This window comes from Amycolatopsis sp. cmx-4-54, from assembly GCF_046548895.1.
Classification (GTDB): Bacteria; Actinomycetota; Actinomycetes; order Mycobacteriales; family Pseudonocardiaceae; genus Amycolatopsis.
In genome coordinates this window covers 174,811-193,955 of record NZ_JAEBEJ010000003.1, presented here as the reverse complement: position 1 = coordinate 193,955, position 19,145 = coordinate 174,811, and the positions used below count along the sequence as shown (strand labels likewise).

Annotated in this window: 17 protein-coding genes and 1 pseudogene; 3 read left to right on the top strand and 15 right to left on the bottom strand. The window is 68.1% G+C overall.

Translation table 11 applies throughout. The features are described from left to right. Positions 1–16: 16 nt before the first annotated feature. From ACLJQ7_RS11110 to ACLJQ7_RS11085, 6 genes are all read right to left on the bottom strand, one after another. A complete protein-coding gene (locus tag ACLJQ7_RS11110; RefSeq protein ID WP_007033454.1) occupies positions 17–406 on the bottom strand; it encodes an ectoine synthase in 390 nt (129 codons plus the stop codon). Positions 407–450: 44 nt separating this feature from the next. Further along, on the bottom strand, positions 451–1,701 hold the full coding sequence (ectB, locus tag ACLJQ7_RS11105; protein WP_410648096.1) for a diaminobutyrate--2-oxoglutarate transaminase: 1,251 nt from the start codon (positions 1,699–1,701) through the stop codon (positions 451–453). Between the two features lie 38 nt (positions 1,702–1,739). After that, positions 1,740–2,231: a diaminobutyrate acetyltransferase gene (gene ectA / locus ACLJQ7_RS11100; RefSeq protein ID WP_125683739.1), complete on the bottom strand. Its 492-nt coding sequence runs from the start codon at positions 2,229–2,231 to the stop codon at positions 1,740–1,742. Between the two features lie 223 nt (positions 2,232–2,454). Further along, positions 2,455–5,427, bottom strand: coding sequence for a patatin-like protein (locus ACLJQ7_RS11095; protein ID WP_410648095.1), 2,973 nt, complete (start codon positions 5,425–5,427; stop codon positions 2,455–2,457). A gap of 152 nt (positions 5,428–5,579) precedes the next feature. Further along, positions 5,580–6,824: a DUF445 domain-containing protein gene (locus tag ACLJQ7_RS11090; protein ID WP_410648094.1), complete on the bottom strand. Its 1,245-nt coding sequence runs from the start codon at positions 6,822–6,824 to the stop codon at positions 5,580–5,582. Between the two features lie 7 nt (positions 6,825–6,831). Beyond that, a complete protein-coding gene (locus tag ACLJQ7_RS11085) occupies positions 6,832–7,614 on the bottom strand; it encodes an Abi-alpha family protein (protein WP_410648093.1) in 783 nt (260 codons plus the stop codon). An 80-nt stretch (positions 7,615–7,694) separates the two neighbouring features. Between ACLJQ7_RS11085 and ACLJQ7_RS11080 the strand changes: the two genes are divergently transcribed. Continuing rightward, on the top strand, positions 7,695–8,564 hold the full coding sequence (locus tag ACLJQ7_RS11080) for a maleylpyruvate isomerase family mycothiol-dependent enzyme (RefSeq protein ID WP_410648092.1): 870 nt from the start codon (positions 7,695–7,697) through the stop codon (positions 8,562–8,564). Here the strand turns inward: ACLJQ7_RS11080 and ACLJQ7_RS11075 are convergent. Beyond that, entirely contained in the window at positions 8,527–8,925 is a 399-nt protein-coding gene (locus ACLJQ7_RS11075; protein WP_410648090.1) for a pyridoxamine 5'-phosphate oxidase family protein, read from the bottom strand. The genes ACLJQ7_RS11080 and ACLJQ7_RS11075 overlap by 38 nt on opposite strands. A gap of 185 nt (positions 8,926–9,110) precedes the next feature. On the opposite strand from ACLJQ7_RS11075, the pseudogene ACLJQ7_RS11070 reads away from it, so the two are divergent. Further along, a pseudogene (locus tag ACLJQ7_RS11070) lies at positions 9,111–10,041 on the top strand (AraC family transcriptional regulator). On the opposite strand, the gene ACLJQ7_RS11065 reads toward ACLJQ7_RS11070, so the two are convergent. From ACLJQ7_RS11065 to ACLJQ7_RS11050, 4 genes are read right to left on the bottom strand one after another with little or no spacing between them, the layout of a single operon-like run. Further along, a complete protein-coding gene (locus ACLJQ7_RS11065; RefSeq protein WP_410648089.1) occupies positions 10,029–10,385 on the bottom strand; it encodes a lipopolysaccharide assembly LapA domain-containing protein in 357 nt (118 codons plus the stop codon). The pseudogene ACLJQ7_RS11070 and the gene ACLJQ7_RS11065 sit on opposite strands and share 13 nt — an antisense overlap. A gap of 38 nt (positions 10,386–10,423) precedes the next feature. After that, positions 10,424–11,572 (bottom strand): dipeptidase, encoded by a 1,149-nt coding sequence (locus ACLJQ7_RS11060; protein WP_410648088.1) that lies wholly within the window; start codon positions 11,570–11,572, stop codon positions 10,424–10,426. 36 nt (positions 11,573–11,608) lie between these two features. Beyond that, the gene (locus ACLJQ7_RS11055; RefSeq protein WP_410648087.1) at positions 11,609–12,214 is read right to left on the bottom strand and encodes an alpha/beta hydrolase; all 606 of its coding nucleotides are present in this window, start codon (positions 12,212–12,214) and stop codon (positions 11,609–11,611) included. After that, entirely contained in the window at positions 12,211–13,170 is a 960-nt protein-coding gene (locus ACLJQ7_RS11050) for a ring-cleaving dioxygenase (protein ID WP_410648085.1), read from the bottom strand. The genes ACLJQ7_RS11055 and ACLJQ7_RS11050 overlap by 4 nt, the downstream gene beginning before the upstream one ends. Before the next feature lie 98 nt (positions 13,171–13,268). On the opposite strand from ACLJQ7_RS11050, the gene ACLJQ7_RS11045 reads away from it, so the two are divergent. Continuing rightward, a complete protein-coding gene (locus tag ACLJQ7_RS11045) occupies positions 13,269–13,730 on the top strand; it encodes a MarR family winged helix-turn-helix transcriptional regulator (RefSeq protein WP_410648084.1) in 462 nt (153 codons plus the stop codon). A gap of 167 nt (positions 13,731–13,897) precedes the next feature. Here ACLJQ7_RS11045 and ACLJQ7_RS11040 read toward each other — a convergent pair whose 3' ends face one another. The 4 genes from ACLJQ7_RS11040 to ACLJQ7_RS11025 are packed head-to-tail and all read right to left on the bottom strand — an operon-like array spanning position 13,898 to position 19,127. Continuing rightward, a complete protein-coding gene (locus tag ACLJQ7_RS11040; protein ID WP_410648083.1) occupies positions 13,898–15,505 on the bottom strand; it encodes a benzoate-CoA ligase family protein in 1,608 nt (535 codons plus the stop codon). A gap of 19 nt (positions 15,506–15,524) precedes the next feature. Next, entirely contained in the window at positions 15,525–16,946 is a 1,422-nt protein-coding gene (gene boxB / locus ACLJQ7_RS11035) for a benzoyl-CoA 2,3-epoxidase subunit BoxB (RefSeq protein ID WP_410648082.1), read from the bottom strand. Between the two features lie 7 nt (positions 16,947–16,953). Further along, on the bottom strand, positions 16,954–18,546 hold the full coding sequence (gene boxC, locus ACLJQ7_RS11030) for a 2,3-epoxybenzoyl-CoA dihydrolase (RefSeq protein ID WP_410648080.1): 1,593 nt from the start codon (positions 18,544–18,546) through the stop codon (positions 16,954–16,956). 38 nt (positions 18,547–18,584) lie between these two features. Further along, complete coding sequence (locus ACLJQ7_RS11025; protein ID WP_410648079.1) at positions 18,585–19,127, bottom strand: TetR/AcrR family transcriptional regulator; 543 nt, start codon at positions 19,125–19,127, stop codon at positions 18,585–18,587. Between the last annotated feature and the right edge of the window lie 18 nt (positions 19,128–19,145).

Here is a 19,145-nt window from a genome sequence, read left to right as displayed (position 1 = left end):
CTCCTCGAGCGATTTTCTAGGGTTCGGTGACGAGCGGGTACACGCCGTTTTCGTCGTGGACCTCGCGGCCGGTGATGGGCGGGTTGAACACGCAGACGCATTTGATCTCGGTCTTGGGCCGGACCTGGTGCTTGTCGTGGTCGTTGAGCAGGTACAAGGTGCCCGGCTTCAGCTGGAAGACCTCGCCGGTCGCGGTGTTTTCGAGCTCACCCTCACCTGAGGTGATGAACACCGCTTCGATGTGGTTCGCGTACCAGAAGTCGTTGACCGTCCCGGCGTACAGCGTGGTCTCGTGCACCGAGAAACCGACGCCCTCCTTGGCCAGCACGATGCGCTTGCTGCGCCAGTTCGGGGTCTTGATGTCGGCGTCGGTGTCGGTGACCTCGTCGAGTGTTCTGACAAGCAACTGAGAACTCCTTCTCGTTCCTGGTTGAGGGCGGTCGGTTCAGGTCAGTTCAGGACAGTGGCGACGGCCTCGTCGATGATCGACAGGCCCTTCGTGAGCTCGTCGTCGGTCAGCGTGAGCGGCGGGAGGACCTTCATGACCTCGCCGTCGGGGCCGGAGGTCTCCATCAGCAGCCCGCGCTCGAACGCGGCGGCGCAGACCTTGCCCGCGAGGTCGCCGTTGGCGAACTCGATGCCCCGGGCCAGGCCGCGGCCCTTCGCGAACAGGTTCGCGTCCGGGTACGCCTCGACGATGCCCTGGAAGGCGGCGGCGATGCGCTCACCCTTGGCCTTGGTCGACTTCTCCAGTGCGTCGTCGCTCCAGTAGACGCGCAGCGCCTCGGTCGCGGTGACGAACGCCGGGCTGATGCCGCGGAAGGTGCCGTTGTGCTCTCCCGGCTCCCAGACGTCGAGGTCGGGGCGGATCAGCGTCAGCGCCATCGGGATCCCGTAGCCGCCGATGGACTTCGACAGGCAGACGATGTCGGGTTTGATGCCCGCGTCCTCGAAACTGAAGAACGGGCCGGTGCGGCCGCAGCCCATCTGGACGTCGTCGAGGATCAGCAGGATGCCGTGCTTCTTGCACAGGTCGTCCAGCGCCTTGAGCCACTCGACGCGCGCGGCGTTGATGCCGCCCTCGCCCTGCACGCCCTCGACGATCACGGCGGCGGGCTCGTTCAGGCCGCTGCCGGAGTCTTCGAGCAGCTTCTCGAAGTAGAGGAAGTCCGGGATGGAGCCGTCGAAGTAGTTGTCGTACGGCATCGGCGTGGCGTGCACCAGCGGGACGCCCGCGCCGCCGCGCTTCATCGAGTTACCGGTCACCGACAGGGCGCCCAGCGTCATCCCGTGGAAGGCGTTGGTGAAGTTGATGACCGATTCCTTGCCGGTCACCTTGCGAGCGAGCTTCAGCGCGGCCTCGACCGCGTTCGCGCCACCGGGGCCGGGGAAGACGACCTTGTAGTCGAGCTCCCGCGGCCGGAGGATCTTCTCCTGCAGGGTCTCGAGGAAGTCCCGCTTGGCCACCGTGAACATGTCGAGCGCGTGCGTCACGCCGTCACGGGCGATGTAGTCGATCAGCGCCCGCTTCAGCGCGGGGTTGTTGTGCCCGTAGTTGAGCGCGCCGGCCCCGGCGAAGAAGTCGAGATACGCCTTGCCGTCCTCGTCGTACAGGTAGCTCCCCTGCGCCCTGTCGAACACGACGGGCCAGCCGCGGCTGTAACTGCGCACTTCGGATTCGAGTTCCTCGAAAATGCTCATAACGTTTTCTTTCTCCCTGAGATCCCCGGTTTTACGTTCTATTGACTGCTGAGCGGACCGATTCGATACAGGTCCTCCTGCTCATGCGTTCCTTCCTCGGCCGGGAAATCCGTCGCGGAGAACAGATCCTGGCGTTCCACGGTGGCGTCCCACCGCTTGGCGAACGAGGCGAACAACCGGATCGAAGCCTCGTTGTCCGGGGTGATCGTCGTTTCGAGGTACCGCACGCCCTGGGCGGTCAACTGGCCGAACAGCTCGTCGAGCAGGGCTCCGGCCAGGCCTTTTCCCCGCTGGGACGCGTCGACCGCGACCTGCCAGACGAAGCCGACGTCCTGCTTGCGGTACCCGATCACGAAGCCGACCGGCGTACCGTCGACCTTCGCGACGACCGAGGTGTCGGCGAAATCGTGGCACCACAGCAAATAGGCGTAAGGCGTGTTGAGATCCAGCTTCTTCGAATCGCGGGCGATTCTCCAGAGCGCGGCACCGTCTGCCTTGGTCGGATTTTCGATCAAGTGCTTTCCGGACATGTCCAAGAAACGTACCGGAGGATTCGGGCGCGGTCAGATCAGCGCGGCGGCGGCAACGCGGCTACCTGCAACAACCCTGAAACACACGTGACAAAGGTAACGGTAACGTTTGAAGCGCAGCACTTGTGGGTAAGGCCGCTTCGCTGCGGTCTCACTGCATGTGACGATACCAACCGTTACCACTTCGTCGCACGGTCAACACGCTATTCGGCGCCCGGTTCCGCTATTCACGACGCCGTTTGCGACCCGCGAGCGAACCGAGCGGCGTCCAGATGGCGGGTAGCACGAGCAACAAGCAGACCACCAGCCACCAGACCGGCGCCTCGCCGCGACGCCAGCCCGCGACGACGCCGCCGAGCCAGCCGAACAGCGGGTCGCGCACCGGTGGCAGGAACGCGGCGAACAGCAACGCCGCCACCACGAGTACACCGAGCACCGTGAGCACCATCCGCCACGTCTTGCGCAACGTCATCAGGCTCACCACCAGGAACACGATGGCGCCCGCGGCCACCGGCACGCCGACCCACTGCAGGACGGGTCCGCCGTGGCCACCGAGGACGAACCCCGCCAGCACGGTGATCAGCGCGGCGAGCACGTTCCACGGTGACGGCAGGGTGGCCGCGCCGCGCGTGATCCACCACGCGCTGCGCCCGGCGGCCTTCGCGAAGGTCGCGGCGGGCTGGACCGACTTCGGCACCCGCGTCGCCCCAGCGGCCGCGTTGATCCCGGCGGCACCGGCCTTGACCAGCGTCTTCGTCAGGAGCATCGTGCCGCGTTCGTGTTCGAACCGTTCGCCGGAGACCTGGCACGCCTGGAACGCGCGCTGGGTCTGCTCGTCGGTTTCGGGCTCGTTCTCGACGAGTTTCCTGAACCGTTCCGAGGGTTTTCCGTTCCCCTTGGCCGTTTTCGCGTCGTGTCCGCAGTGGAGGCCGACACACGGCAGTTCCTCGCGGGCGATCTCCAGTTGCTGCACCCTGGCGAGCACCATCGCCGTCACCGGCATGCTGATCGGAAGGCCCGCTTCGCCCTCCACATCGGCGAGTTCGCCGTCGAGACCGAGGAAAGCCAGCTCCCCGGCCAACTGTGCGCGCAGGGCGTTCGCTTCCTCTGTGGACAGTCCGTCTTCCGTGCCGGGTTGCCGCCAGCCGATCGCCTTGAAGGTGTCCCGCACCCGCGTCCGGAACTCCTCCCGTCCGACGACGTCGCGCAGCAGGCGCAGGCGTTTCGGGTCCAGCAGGCACTGCACCAGCCAGCCCGCGCCGTCGACCCGGCCCCACATCCAGTCGTTCGCGCGCCAGGACGCCTTGTAGAACGCGCCGAAGTAGTCGGCCTGCATCCCGGTGAGCTTGTCCCACGAGCGGCGTCGCTTCATGTCCAGCAGCGTCCGCGAATCCGCGCTCACCTGGACGAGATCGACCCGCTGGTCGACCGACGGCGGTTGCGCGAGCAAGCCGCGGGTCGCGATGTGCAGGCGCACGAGCCGCGAGGTGACGACGGGATCGCCGGCGCTCGTGCTGTCGGCGGTGAGCCCCGTCCACGCCAGGAGCGTGCTGACCGTGTCGGCGGCTTCGGTCTCGGGTTTCGCCTGCGCCAACGGCAAAAGGATCGGGGTGGCCTGCCGGAGGGCGGCGACGACGAGCGGCCACGCCTCCTTCAGCGTGTCCGAGCGGCCGAGCGCGGCCCATTCCTTGGCGAGACCTTCGATCCAGGCCGCCAAGGTGACGTCGGAGGGCGGCGGGTCCTGTTCGGTGATCCAGCCCGCCAGCCGCTTCCCCCGCGCGGCCCTGTGCCGCGCTTCGTGCAGCAGCACCCGGCAACGGTTGAGCTGCACCGCTTGCTCCGGCGACGGATCGAGCCGGAAACCCGCGTTCACCAGCTGCAGCCCGGTGGCGACCGAATCGTCGAGCGCGGTCGTGCGGAAGGCGACGACGTCCGCGAGTTCGCAGGTGTCCTTCGGCGGCTCGGCGGGCAGGCCGTCCCGCAGCCCGGCCGCCGCGGCCGCGCGCAGCTGCGCCGCCGTGCCGGACGCCCACTGACGGCCCTGATCCTCCACATCGGACAGTGAGAGCCTGCGGGTCGCGTCGCGGACCAGCGCGGTGGCGTCCTCCTGGACGCGCCGGTCGCGGTAGTCGTTCATCAGCCGCTGGTCGACCAGCGAGTCCGGGCCGCCGCGGACCCCCATCGCGGCGAGGGAAACCCGGGTCCCCCTGGTCCGGACGACGGCGTCGTTGTGCCTGGTCAGGTCTTCGAGTTCGGCGCTGATCGTCTGGCTCAGCACGGTGCCGACGACCTTGCTCAGCGCGCTGCCCAGCAGCGGCGGCCGGTCCGGTTCGACCGCGACCCGCTCGGCCTCGCGTTCCGCCGTCGGCACCACGTACAGCAGCAGCCGCCGGACGTCCGAATGCGACTGCCGTTCGAAGATCTCCCGCAGCGCCGGGCGCAACGGTTTGTTCAACAGGACCCCGCCGTCGGTGAGCCAATGCGAGCGGGTGACGTCGGTGTACTTCGTCATGTCCGGATGCAGCGGTCCGGTCTTCCCGCCGATCGGCATCCGGGAAAGTTCGAACGCGCCGGGGAACGACGCGGTGGACCGTGCCGCGAGCGCGAGCGGGCCGACCACGTCGTCTGTCCACAAAGGAGCGTCGAAGCGGAACAGGAGGCGGTGTTCGGTGTCCCGCACCAGGTTGCCGAGCGCGTCGTCGAACCTGGTCGTCTCGCCGTCGATCATCGTGCCGGTGAGCAGCACGGTGATGTCGGGGCAGTCGGGTTTCACCGTCGCCTTGTCGGTGATCCGGTGCAACGCGTCCTTGAGATCGCCGAGCAGCACCTTGTCGCCGTCGAGCAGCGAACGAGGCTCCTTCTCGCCGGGGTCGCGGATCAGGTTGTCGAGCGAGCCCGTGCTGATCCACGTGTCCCGCAGCACCTGCGGACTCGACCGGAACGCCTCGGCGAGCCCGAGGCACGCCGCGTTGATACCGCCGGCGCTCGTGCCGGTGAGCACGTCGAGCGAGACGGTGGCGTTGAGCAGATCGAGCAGGGCCCGGTACGGGCTCTTCGATTCCGGCGTTCTCGACGCCTGGAGCAGATGCGAGGTCTCGGTGGCGACCCCGCCCATCCAGACCGCGAGGCTCGCCCCGCCCACCATGGTCATCGCCAGCCGGATCTCCTGCGGCCACGGGCTCCCCGCGTCGGCCATGTGCGCCCTCCCCAAGGCTCAGTGCAGGGGGCACTCTAGACCGGACGGAGCACCCGGTGTACCGCCGATGAGGCAGCCATCCGCGCATTTCGTCCTCTGGATGCGGTCCTTGCGCGTGCGACTACCGCATTCAGAGGACGAAATGCGGGTCGTCAGGCGGCGAAGTGCTCGAGCAACAACACCTGCGCCTCACCGACGGCGAAACCCAGGACGGCGCCGGTCGCGATCAGGATCCATTCGTCCTGCTGGAACGCGGGCCGCAGCAGGCCTTCGAATTCGCGCGGCGTCAGCTCCTTCATCTTCGTCACCAGCACGTTCCGGATGTCCATCGCGTCGGTCGCGTAGTCCTCGATGTACCGCATGGTGGCCGGCAGTTCGGCCATGATCTTCTCGGCGATGTTCAGCTTCAAGTCCTGATACCGCTTGCTGCCGACGGCGAACACCACCAGCGGTTTCCCGACGCCGACGCGGCGCCCGAGCTGTTCGTCGAGCTGGCGCTGGATCAGCCCGAGCACGCGATCGGACAACGGGCCGTGCAGCACCGCCTCGATCACGTTGTGCGGGGTGATGATCTCCTTCGCGATCAGCCCGCCGTACGCCTCCGCGACCTCGCCGCGCCGCTTCAGGAACAAGCCCTGCCAGCGCACGCCGAAGTACCGGCGCTCCTCGATCGGATAGAAGATCATCCGCAGCGCGAGCCAGTCGGTGAACCAGCCGGTGAAAAGCCCGAACAGCGGCATGATCAGCGGGAACTTGAACAGCACCCACGCGACCATCTGGATCACGCCGATGAGCCCGCCGAAGAAGATGCCGGAGCGGGCGATGAACTTGAACTCCTTGTCGCCCGCCTCCTGGAAGATCCGGTTCAGCAGCCGTTTGTCCTTGACCAGTGCGGTGACCACCATGCCCTTGAGGTCGAACACACTGTCCACATCGGACTTGATCAGCTCCAGCACGGCCGCGACCATCCGCGGCGTCTCGGCCTGCACGCGCTGGATCACCAGCCGCTGCATGCCCACCGGCAGCGATTCCCACAGCCCCGGCCGGTACTGGGCGGCGACGTCGCGCACGATGTCCTCGACGGCGGCCTGGAGCGGTTTTTCGATCTCCTTGGCGATTCTCCGCGGATCGAGCCTGGCGACGACCTCGGCCGGTTTGATCAGCTGCTCGGTCATCGTGTCGCAGGCGATGCTCGCCATCCGCGCGGCGCGTTTGGGCACGATGCCCTGCCAGCCGAGGAACGGTTTGATGCCGACGAACTCGACCGGCTGGAACATCATCCGGATCGCGACGAGTTTGGTGGTGTAGCCGATCAGGGCGGCGACGATCGGGATGGAGACGTAGATCGGCCAGTGCTGGGCGAAGTCGGCGAGAATGCCGTCGAGGAACGCGCCCATGCCGAGGTCAGCCGGCGCTCGGGTCGCAGGCCTGCCAGAACTGGGCGCCGAGCCGGGAAATATGGACCGTGCGCTTCACGAACTTGGCTCGCTTCACCGACTTCTCCGCCTCGCGGACGGTTTCGTCGGTCAGCAGGATCTCGTACTGCGTCTCCAGCGCGGGCACCTCTTCGTCCAGCTCGACCAGGCCGAGCCCGATCAGCCTGGTGAGGTAGCCGGGTACCTGGTCCGGCAGCGACACCCCGGCGGCCTTGCCGACGGTGGAGGCGTTGCGGAGCACGAACCGCCCGGCCGCGCCGAGACTGGTCCGCTCGGCGACGTCGACGGCGGGGAACGGCGAACCGTCGGAAAGCGCGGAAAGGATGCGGGCCTCGTCCGGCGTGAGCTGCCGCAGGATGATCGCGTACAGGTATTCGCGGGCCCGCTCGCGGCCGAAGCCGATGGAGTGGTTGAGCAGTTCCGCCATCGCGGCGCGGAGCGGTTCGAGGTGGGCGCGGGTGTGCACGAGGGTGATGGTCGCCTCGACCGGCCGCGAACCGTCGGGATCGGGCCGGTTCATCGCGGACGCGGCGGTGAGCGCGGCGTGGTACGGGTCGTCGACCTCGTCGAGACGGCGGCGCAGCTCCGAAAGCAGCTGCCGCTCGCCCTGTTTGACGATCTGTTCCGCGATCTCGACACCGGGGAGTTTGCGGGTGAACTCGAAGCCCGTGCGGGCGGCCCAGCTCGCCAGCTGTCCCGCGCGTTTGGCGAATGCGGTCAGGTCGTCACCGGCGGGTCGATCGTTGCTCACGGGCACTCCCCTCGCGTTCGCGCTGATGCTACCTGCGAGTAGGCCGAATGGCCGGAAATGTGATGGACCTTGGTGTTTGGATGGTCACCATGAGCTTCACACGCTGGGGACCGCCGATCGACGTCCTCCCGCTGTTCGCGCGGGAGGAGCAGGCTCTGCTCGACGTGCTCACCGGATTGCACGCGGAACAGTGGGCCGCGCCGACGGTGTGCACGGGCTGGACGGTGCACGATCTCGCCGCCCACATCCTCGGCGACAAACTCGGCAGGCTCTCCCGCGACCGTGACGACTACCGGGCGACGGCACCGCGCGAGGGTGAACGCTTCGGGGACTTCATCGACCGGATCAACGACGAATGGGTGGTCGCGTGCCGACGGCTGTCACCCGAGGTGCTGTTCGCGATGCTGGTGGACAGCACCTCGCAGATCGCCGAGATGTGGGGCCGCGCCGACCTCGACGCCATCGGCGAGCCGGTGAGCTGGGCCGGGGACGAACCCGCGCCGGTCTGGCTCGACGTCGCCCGCGAGTACACCGAGTTCTGGGTGCACCAGCAGCAGATCCGCGAGGCCGTCGGTGCGCGAATGCTGGACGAGGCGGAGTTCCGCGGTCCGGTGGTCGACACCTTCATGCGGGCGCTGCCGTACACCCTGCGTGACGTCGAGGCGCGCGTCGGCAGGCAGGTCGGCTACACCGTCACCGGGCAGGGTGGCGGGAAGTGGACGGCGCGGCGGACCGCGGACGGCTGGGAACTCGACCGCGTCGCGCCGACGTCACGCACGCCGCTGGCCTCGGTGACGACCGACGCGGACACCTTCTGGCGGCTGTGCACCCGGAACCCGGCGGATCGCGACCGGATCACCGCGGAGGGCGACGAAAACGTTTGCGCCACCCTGCTCGGGATGACGTCGATCATCACATCAGGTAGCGGCTCACCTTCTCCGGCCGGATGACCAGCCGCACGAGATCGAGGGTCTGGATCCCCGCGAGTTCGTCGGCGTGGGCCGGGTCTTCGAGGTCCCAGTAGCGCTCGGCGAGCCGCGCGGCCAGTTCGTGCGCCCCGTCGGGCTCCACCGTGGTGCTCCCGGAGACCGAGACCCAGCGTTCGCGTTCGCCCACCGGCGCGGCGACGATGATCGACGCGCGGGGATCGCCGTCCAGCCGACGGACCTTGGGCGACTCGCGGGGGGTGAACAGCTGGATCGTGCCGTCGTCGGCGGCCTCGAACCACACCGGCCGGACCGGGCCGCCGGCCACGGTCAGGAACCCGTGCAGGGGGCGGCGGAGGAATTCGAGGTCGTCAGTGGTCAGCATGAGCTCGATTCAACACGGCGGACTTGGACGTGCCCATAGGCGAAGGGCCGGATCGCCTGCGTGTTCGTCCAGCGCGCTGAGGCCCTCCACCAACGTTGCGAAAGCCACTTTCGCAACGTTGAAGGTTGCGAAAGTGGCTTTCGCAACGTGCCGCCCTGGCCGTCCCCTTCTCTAACCTCGGCCAGGTGGATGTCTTCAGTGACCTGATCCAGCGGGGTGCGCTCCCACGGCTCCCTGTTCGGCAGCTCGACCCTGTCCCCGCCGTGGAACCTGCACTTCGTGGACGGCGCGCCGTTGACCCTGTGCGCCGTACTCACCGGCGCGGGCTGGATCGTGCCGGAGGACGGCCCGCCCGAGCCGCTTCGCGCGGGCGAGTCGGTCATCGTGCGCGGCCCGGCGACGTTCGCCTTCGTCGACGAGGTCGGCACCCGGGCCGGTCCGATCGCGTGCGGCGAGCACTGCGCGACGCCCGATCAGGGCGGAACGCGGCACCGGCTCGGCTGGATCGACGACCCGGGCGGCGAGACGACCTTGATCGTCGGCGCGTATCCGGTACGGGGCGAGATCGGCCGTCCGCTGCTGGACGCGCTGCCCGTCGTGCTGCGGGTGGACGCCGGTGGCGCGGGTGATCCCGTGCTGGAGCACGTCGCCGCCGAGGTCGCCATCGACGCGCCGGGGCAGCAGGTGGTCCTCGACCGGCTGCTGGACTGGTTGCTGGTCTGTTCACTGCGCGAATGGTTCGACCGACCCGGCGGACGGCCCCCGGCGTGGTGGGCCGCGCAACGGGATCCCGTGGTCGGCGACGCCCTGCGCCTGCTGCACACGGAACCGGCGGCACCGTGGACCGTCGGCACGCTGGCCGGGCGGACCGGGGTATCGCGGTCGACGCTGGCCAAACGGTTCGCCGATCTGGTCGGCGAACCGCCGCTGACCTATCTCACCCGCTGGCGGATGACGGTCGCGGCGGATCTCCTCGCCGGTCCGGAATCCGCGACCATCTCGGACATCGCCCGCACCGTCGGCTATTCCGACGCGTTCGGGTTCAGCGCGGCGTTCAAACGCGTGCGGGGCGTGAACCCGAGCGAGTTCCGGCGGGGCGCCCTTCAGCGCAGCTGATGCCGGGACTTCTTGGCCTGCTTGCGCAACTGCATGATCCGCGCGCCGCCGACGAGCGCGACCAGCGCGCCACCGGCGATCACGGAGAACAGCATCGCGACCGCCAGCGGCATGCTGCCGGACAGGCCGAGGAAGTGGACGGTGGCCGTGTCCTGGTTCTGCAGGATGAACACGAGCAGGAACACCAGCACGATCAACGCCACGATGACGGCGACCCAGGTGCCGCTCACCCGTGTCCGTTTGAGTTTCGGGCCGGCGTCGAACTTACCGCTGTGGCGTGCGCCGCCCGCGGTCTCGGACGGCTCGACGGGAACCTCGGCGGCGCCCTCCTCAGGCTGCGTCATGCAGGACAGTGTCCGCCGAAGCGGGCTTGATCGCGCCCTCAAGCGTCCGAACGGGTGACCTCGTCCGCCGCGCGCAGCACGCGCAAGGTGTTCTTCCCGGCCAGTTTCGCGCAGTCCTCTTCGCTCCAGCCGCGTTCCAGCAGCGCGGCGAACAGCACCGGGTACTTCGAAACGTCTTCGAGGCCTTCGGGCAACGTCGCGACTCCGTCGTAGTCGCCGCCGAGTCCGATGTGGTCGACGCCTGCCACTTCACGCGCGTGCTCGATGTGCGCGACGACGTCGTCGATACCCGCCTTCGGTTTCTCGGGTCCGCCTCGTTCGGCGGTGAACTTCGTGCGCTGGTCGATGTTCCGGTAGTCCTTGCCCGCGGCTTCCATGTCCTGGCGCAGCTGGTCGTCCCATTCGGCGACCTTCGGCGAGATGAAGCCCGGCACGAACGTCACCATCGCGACGCCGTCCTTGGCGGCCAGGGTTTCCAGGACGTCGTCGGGGATGTTGCGGGGATGGTCGTTGACCGCGACGCAGGAGGAGTGGCTGAAGATCACCGGCGCGGAACTGACCTCCAGCGCGGCGCGCATCGTGCTCGGCGCGACGTGCGAAAGGTCGACCAGCATGCCGATCTTGTTCATCTCGCGGACGACGTCGCGGCCGAACTCGGTGAGCCCGCCGTGCTCGGGCTCGTCGGTGCCGGAGTCGGCCCAGGAGGTGTTGTAGTTGTGCGTGAGCGTCATGTAGCGGACCCCGAGGCGGCGCAGGATCCTCAGCACGCCAAGGGATTCGGCGATGCTGTGGCCACCCTCGGCGCCGAGCAGCGACGCGATCTTGCCGTCGCGGAAAGCGGCTTCCGCCTCGTCGGCGGTGTCCACGAGGGCCAGGCGATCGGGGTAACGCTCGGCCATCTGGTGCACGATCTCGATCTGTTCGAGCACCGCCGTCACCGCGCTGTGGCCCTCGAACTGGCAAGGCACGTAGACGGACCAGAACTGCATCCCGAGCCTGCCCTCGGCAAGCTTCGGGAAGTCGGTGTGCAGATGCGGCTGACGGACCGTGAGATCCGTGCCGGCCACGGCCTCGACCGGATCCGGCCCGGTCGTGACCCGCAGCTCCCATGGCAGATCGTTGTGCCCGTCCGCGAGGAGGACCCTGTCGAGCAGGGCCTGGGCGCGGACGAGGTCCCCGTTAGTCATCGGCCGATGTTACGTTCGCGTGCTTTGCTCTCCCCGCTACGGGTTGAGCCACCCGGCGGCCGCTACCAAACCGTTGCCCGTCACCTGGTGCCCGCCGGGATGCCGGTGGGCGACGACGTCCGCGCCGCGCTCGCGCAGGTCACGGACGAGCGCGTCCGCCGACGCCAGCGGCGCCATCGGATCGTGCTCGCCGTTCGACAGGAAGACCCTGGTCCCGGACAGATCGTTCGGCGGCGGGGCGGGCACAGGAGACATCGCCGCGAACAGCGCGGCCTCGCTCACGGCGTCCGGGCGGAGCAGGGTCACCGCGGCGGCGATGTTGGCGCCGTTGGAGAATCCGATGGCGACCAGCCGCCGGTCACCGAGGCCGTACGCCTCACGCGAGGCGAGCACGAAGTCGGCCAGCTGGTTCGCGCGGAAGACGACGTCCTCGTGGTCGAAAACGCCTTCCGCCAGCCTGCGGAACCAGCGCGCCGCACCGTGTTCCGACACCGGTCCGGCGGGTGCGAGCAGCGCCGACGCCGGGCTGAGCTGCCGGGCGAGCGGCACGAGATCGTCCGGGCCGCCGCCGGTGCCGTGCAGGAGCAGCAGCACCGGCTCGTCGATCGCCCCTTCGACGTACTTGTGTTCCAAGGTGCTCATCGCGGGTTGTTCTCGCTCGGCAGGTCCAGCTTCGGCAGCATGGCTTCGATGTCCTCGCGTTGGGGCTCCAGCCACGGCGGCAGTTTCAGCGCGCGGCCGAGTTCCAGCAGCGGCTCGTCGATCGCGAAACCGGGTTCGTCGGTCGCGACCTCGAGCAGCGTGCCGCCCGGCTCGCGGAAGTAGATCGAGCGGAAGTACTGACGGTCCAAAATGGACGTCACGTTCACACCGTCGTCGATCAGCTCGTCACGCCAGGCGGCCTGGGTGTCCTCGTCCGGCGCGCGCCAAGCGACGTGGTGCACGGTGCCCGCCGCCACCAGCCCGCGCGGGGCGTCCGGTGTGACGAGGACGTCGACGAGCGCGCCGGGGCCGCCTTCACCGGCGGAGAACCGCAGACGGTTGCCGTCCTGGTGAGCGAAGGTCAGGCCGAGACCGTCGGTCAGCATCCCGGCGGTCGCGTCCTCTTTGGACACCGACAGCGTGACGGAGTGCAGCCCGCGGATGGCGTGTTCGGCGGGGACCAGCTTCGTGTCCCACGAGTCACGCGGGTCGCCCTGCGGATGCGCGACGAGCGCGAGTTCGAGGCCGTCCGGGTCGAGGAAGGTGAGCGTCTCCTCACCGTCGGCGTTGCGGACCTGGCTGGTCTCCACGCGATTCTCGGCGAGGTGCTGCTTCCACCAACCGAGGGAGGACTCCGGCACGGAGAACGACGTCGTGGTCGCCTGGCCGGTGCCGTGACGGCCCTTCGGCGCGTCCCGCCACGGGAAGAACGTCATCAGCGAGCCAGGCTTGCCGGACCCGTCGCCGTAGTAGAGGTGGTACGTGCCGGGGTCGTCGAAGTTCACGGTGGTCTTCACCAGCCGGAGGCCGAGTGCCCGGGTGTAGAAGTCCGCGTTGCGCTGGGGGTCGCCACCGATGGCGGTGACGTGGTGCAGACCCGAAGTCTTGATCGACATGGTGCCCCTCCTTTGGAGCCGGTGGACTCAAGCTAACCCGATAACCTCTCGCGCGCAAGATATATTCCAGGAAGAGTTTTGGGTGTACCCTCGCTCGCGTGACAGTGGTGAAACCGGAGGAACCGAACGACGACGAAGTGATCACGTGGTGGGGCCTGGTGATCGAGGGCTACCTGGCCACGCAGAACAGGCTGATGGGCGAGATCGCCGAACGATTCGGCCTGGCGCCGGCGTCGTTCGACATCCTGCTGCGGCTCGTGCGCTCACCCGAGCACCGGATGCCGATGACGCGGCTGGCCGTCGAGGCGGCGTTGTCGAGCGGCGGGTTCACCAAGGTCGCGGACCGGCTGGTCGCCGCGGACCTGATCTGCCGCGTGCCCAGCCCGGACGACCGCCGCGTCACCTTCGCGGCGCTCACCGACCACGGTCTCGACGTCGCCGAGAAGGCGCGGGAAGCTTGTGCCGAGATCCTGCGGCGCATCGTCCTGACCCCGCTCGGCGACGACGCGCACGACCTGGCCGAGGCCATGCGAACCCTGCGCACCGTCAACGGCGCTTGACGTCCGTGCAATCACGCGTGTCGTCCACCCAATCACGCGTGTCGTCCATCTGATCACGCGTGTCGTCCATCCATCCACGCGAGCTTGGCTTGTTGAATTGGCGATCACGCGTGATCAGATGGACGACGCATGTGATTGGGTGGACGACACGCGTGATTGGGTGGACGTCAGCCGGGCAGGGGCGAGGCCGGGTCCGGCTGGTATGTCCGGACCTCGTACATGTCCCGCACCAGTTCCCGGATGACGTTGCGCCGGATCTTCCCGGTCGCCGTCTTCGGCAGTTCGCCCAGCTCGACGATGCCCCGCGGCCGCTTGAACGACGCCAGCCCGGCCCGGCAGAACTCGATCAGCTCGTCCGCGTCGAGCCTGCCGCCGGGTACGCCGACCACGCACGCGACCGGTTTCTCGATGCCGTCGGCGTCGAAGGCGGCCACCACCGCGACCTCGGCGACCGCCGGATGCTGCAGCAGCCTGTCCTCGACCTCGGCGGGCGACACCCAGATCCCGCCCGGTTTCAGCATGTCGTTGAAGCGCCCGAGGCAGGTGTAGCTCCCGTCCGCGTTGCGCACGAAGCTGTCGCCCGTCCGCAGCCACTCACCCTGGAAGACCTGCTTCGTCGTCTCGTACCTCGCCCAGTATCCGGTCGCGATCGACGGCCCGGCGACGAACAGTTCACCGGGCTGCCCGTCCGGCACCGGCTCGCCGCGTTCGTCGCGCAGCGCTATCTCGTAGCCCGGCACCGGCACCCCGGTGCTCCCGGGACGGACCTGGCGCGGCCGGTTGGACAGGAAGATGTGCAACGCCTCCGTCGAACCGATCCCGTCCAGGATCTCGACGCCGAAGCGGTCGCGGAACCGTTCGTACAGCACGGCGGGCAGCGGTTCCCCCGCCGAAACCGCTTGGCGCACCGACGAGAAAGTGTCGTCGGGGATGTCGCCGGCGAGCAGCGCGGCGTAGAACGTCGGGACAGCGAAGAACAACGTCGGCCGTTCCGCGCGGACCCTGGCGGCGATCAGCCCCGGGGTCGGCCTCGCCGGTTCGAGCAGGGCCGTCCCGCCGGCCGCGAGCGGGAAGAACGCCGAATTCCCCAGGCCGTAAGCGAAGAACAGCTTCGGGACGGACAGGAACCGGTCGTTCGGCCCGACGTCCAGCACGCCGCGCGCGTACGTCTCGCAGACCGCGCGGATGCCGGCGTGCCGGTGCATCGCGCCCTTCGGTTTGCCCGTCGTTCCCGACGTGTACAACCAGAGCGCGGGCGAATCCTCCCAGGTCGGCGCCGGTTCGAAACCGACTTCGTCCACTGTGGACAGATCGCCCCACTCGTGCGTGCGGACCCCGGACGGCAGGTCCGCCGCCTTGGCCCGGTCCAGCACGACGTCCGTGACCTCCGGCGCCAGTCCCAGCGCGACCGTCGCCTGCGCGGCGAACTCGCCGGAAACACACAGGACCCTTGCCCGCGAATCGGCGAGCAGTTTGCCGAGGTCCAGCCCGGTGCCCATGGTGGACACCGGCACCGCGACCGCTCCGGCCAGCATCGCGCCGAGGATCCCGGTGAGCAGCTCGACGTCGTCGACCATGCAGAACAGGACCCGCTCCTCCGGGCGGACGCCGATCGCCTTCAGCCCCGCCGCGACCCTGCGGCTTTCGGCCGTCAGCCCCGCGTACGTGAGGCTCCGCCTCGGGGAAACGACCGCGTCCTTCGCCCCGCGCCCTTCCGCCAGATGCCGGTCGAGCAGGTAGCTCGCCGCGTTGAAACCGGTGGCAGCAGCGGACACAGGCACACCTTCTATCGGCTCAGCTCAGGTAAACGTATTCGTAGTCGAACGGTTTCCCATTGATGCCCTGGCGTGGCGGCGCCACCCAGCTCGCGATCTTTCCTCGCTCGTACACCGGGTGCATCAGCGATCGGACGAAGGTCAGGTCTTCGGGAGTGGGCAGCCACTTGCGTTTGCCGGCCAGCCAGGTCCGCTCGTCGACAACGGTGCCGTCGGGCGTCACATGGTGGCCGGAGTTTATGCCGACTTCGCGATTGAATCCAGGGTGCGGGAGGACGAATCGGAAGTCGACGCCCACGTCGTCGAGGATCTTGTTCCAGCGGTTGACGCCGGTCTGGCAGTCGGCGCGGTACTCCTCCCGCAGGTCGAGGTTCAGCAGCAGGATGGCCGCGAGTTCCTCGGTCTCCCAGGTGCCGTCGGCCCTCGGCCGGGACAGCGATCCGGCGGCGTCGGTGAGCTTGTGGTCGTCCTTGCGGCGGGTCTCCTGCCAGCGGCCTTTCAGCCCGGCGGTGTAGTAGTTCGCCGCGTTGGTCGACGTCTCGCCGCCGAACAGGTCGAGCGAGACGGTGTAGTGGAAGTTGAGGTAACGCTGGATGACCTCCAGTGGGATCCCGCCGGGCCCGGCGATGTCGAAGGTGTCGTGCTCGCGGATCAGTTCGGCACTGCGGGTGACCACCCGGTCGACCCCGGTGGTGCCGACGAACATGTGGTGCGCCTCTTCCTTGAGCATGAATTCACAAGTGCGGGAAAGCGGGTCGAAGCCGCTTTCCTTGAGGGTGCCGAGCTGATATTTGCCATCGCGATCGGTGAAATAGGTGAACATGTAGAAGGCGAGCCAATCCGCGGTCTCCTCGTTGAAGGCGCCGAGGATCCGGGGCGCGTCCGGACTTCCGGAATTCCGGAGCAGCAACCCTTCCGCCTCGTCCCGGCCTTCGCGGCCGAAGTAGGCGTGCAGCAGATACACCATCGCCCACAGATGGCGGCCTTCTTCGACGTTGACCTGGAACAGGTTCCGCAGGTCGTAGAGGCTCGGCGCGGTGAGGCCCAGCAGTTTCTGCTGCTCGACCGACGCGGGTTCGGTGTCGCCCTGGATCACGATGAGCCGCTGCAGGTCGGCGCGGTATTCGCCGGGCACCTGCTGCCAAGCGGGCTCGCCCTTGTGCTCGCCGAAGCCGATCACCCGGTCCGGATCCGGCTCCGCGAGGAAGATCCCCCATCGGTAGTCGGGCACGTCGACGTGGTCGAAATGCGCCCAGCCGTCCCTGCCGACGCTGACCGCGGTCCGCAGGTAGACCCCCTGCGTCCGCAGCGCGGGACCCATTTCGCCCCACCAGTCAAGGAACTTCGGTTGCCAGCCCTCCAGTGCCCGCTGGAGGCGCCGGTCACCGGAGAGGTCGACGTTGTTGGGGATCTTGGCGTCGTAATCGATCTTGGTCGGCATGGGCTGTTCAAACCCGCTTCCTGTCGAAGACGGCCTTCTGACCGGTACCGTAGCGACGCAGCGCGCCCTCGGGGCCGGATGCGTTCGGACGAGTGAAGATCCAGTTCTGCCAGGCGGCCAGGCGGCCGAAGATCTTGCTTTCCAGCGTCTCGGGGCCGACGAACCGGTGGTTCGCCTCCATTCCGGTCAGGGCGTCCGGGCTGAGCGAAGCCCGTCCTTCCAGCGCGATCCGGATCTCGTCCTCCCAGTCGAGGTCGTCCGGGGCGCCGGTGACCAGGCCGAGTTCGTTCGCCTGCGCAGGGCTCAGCGGTTCTCCGCGCACCTCCGCGAGCTTCGTGACGTGGTCCGGGTCGCCGAAGAACCGGGATTCGAGGCGGGTCAGGCCGTTACCCATCGGGAAGCGGCCGAAGTTGGCTTCCGACAACGTGATCGACGCTCGTTCTTCACTTTCTTCGTTTTCGATCGGTGGACCGTCCAAAATGTACTGCCGGTCCGCGGCGAGCGCGATCTCCAGCAGGAGCCCGGCGTAGCAGCTGCCAGGCTCGACGAGGGCGATCAGGCTGCGGCTGGTGACGTCCAACCGCTTCAGCGTCCGCTTGAAGTAATGGACGATTTCGTTGCTCAGACAGTCTTTCGCGTCGAACACGGCACGCTCGTGTTCGAGGACCTTCGCCGGATCGCCTTCGGTGCGGAGCACCCACGTGCCGAGTTCGGGTTCGTTGGTGCGCAGGCGCAGGATCGCGTCATCGAGTTCGCGGGTGACGTCCAGTAGCCAGCCGTCATCACCGTCCGGGCCCTTGACGGTGATCGTCGCTTCGGTCTTGGTGCGGGCGATGTCGACATAACGATGCTTGAGTGGCTTCAGTTCGACACCTTCGCCGTCGAGCCGCTCGCTCGTCCGCGCGAACTCCTTCGCCCTGGCCAGCACGGCTTCGCGGAAACCCTGCCGCGGCACGAGTTCGTCGACGAGCCGCCAGTCGACGGCGGTCCGCCCCTTCACCCCATCGGGGCGGGTGGCGAAGACGTCGGCGAGGTCCCGCCGCACCCCGCGTTTGTCGACCACCCTGGTCAGCCCTCCGGTGCCGGGCAGGACACCGAGGAGCGGCACCTCCGGCAGCGCGACGGTCGAGGAGTTGTCGTCGACCAGCAGGATCTTTTCGCAGGCCAGCGCGATTTCGTAGCCGCCGCCGGCGCAGGTGCCGTTGACCGCCGCGACGTAGAGCTGCCCGGAGTGCGCGGCGGCGTCCTCCATGGCGTTGCGGGTCTCATTGGTGAATTTGCAGAAGTTCACCTTCCACTCGTGCGACGACGAGGCCAGCATGCGGATGTTCGCGCCGGCACAGAAGACGTTGTCCTTCGCGCTGGTCACGATGACCACGCGTACCTCGGGATGTTCGAACCGCAGCCGCTGCGTCGCGTCGTACAACTCGATGTCGACGCCGAGGTCGTACGAGTTGAGTTTGAGTTCGTACCCCGGCACGAGACCGCCGTCCGCGTCGACGTCGAGTTCGAGCCAAGCGACGTCGCCGTCGGTGGACAGTTTCCAGTGCCGGTAGCCGCTGGGATGACGTTCGAACGTCACCGATGTGGTCCGCGTCACCTTTCCGATTGTCTACATTGCACTGATCAGCGTCAACGTCATGTAGAAAGTTGGTCACGGAGCAGGTCGAGGAAACGAGCCCAGTCGGCACCCTTGCGGATAACCGACGACAGGGCGCCGACCAGGAGATACACGTCGGCGACCGTGCAGTCCGGACGAAGGAGACCGGCGGCCTGATCGTGGGCGATGACCTCGGCGACCACGGTTTCGAGCCGCTCACGAGCGGTACCGCGCGGCTCGCTTCCGGGCCGCCCGCGGGCCGAATCGATGGCCGCGGTGAGACCGCGATCGCGGGACAACAGCTCGCCGACATAGCGGAGATAGCGCTCCAGACCGGAACTTTCGCCGAAGCAGTGCGCCCGGGCGTACTCCTCGATCTCCGCGAACCGATGTTCCGCCGCCGCCTCGACCAGTGCCTGGCGATCCGGGAAATGCCGATACACCGTCCCCACCCCGACGCCTGCCGCGCGGGCGATCTCCGGCATCTGCACGTCGTCGCCCCGTTCGGCGAACAACGCGCGCGCGACGTCGACCACCCGGGCCCGATTGCGCTCCGCGTCGGCTCGCGGCTTGGTTGACAACCTGCCTCCTTCAAGATT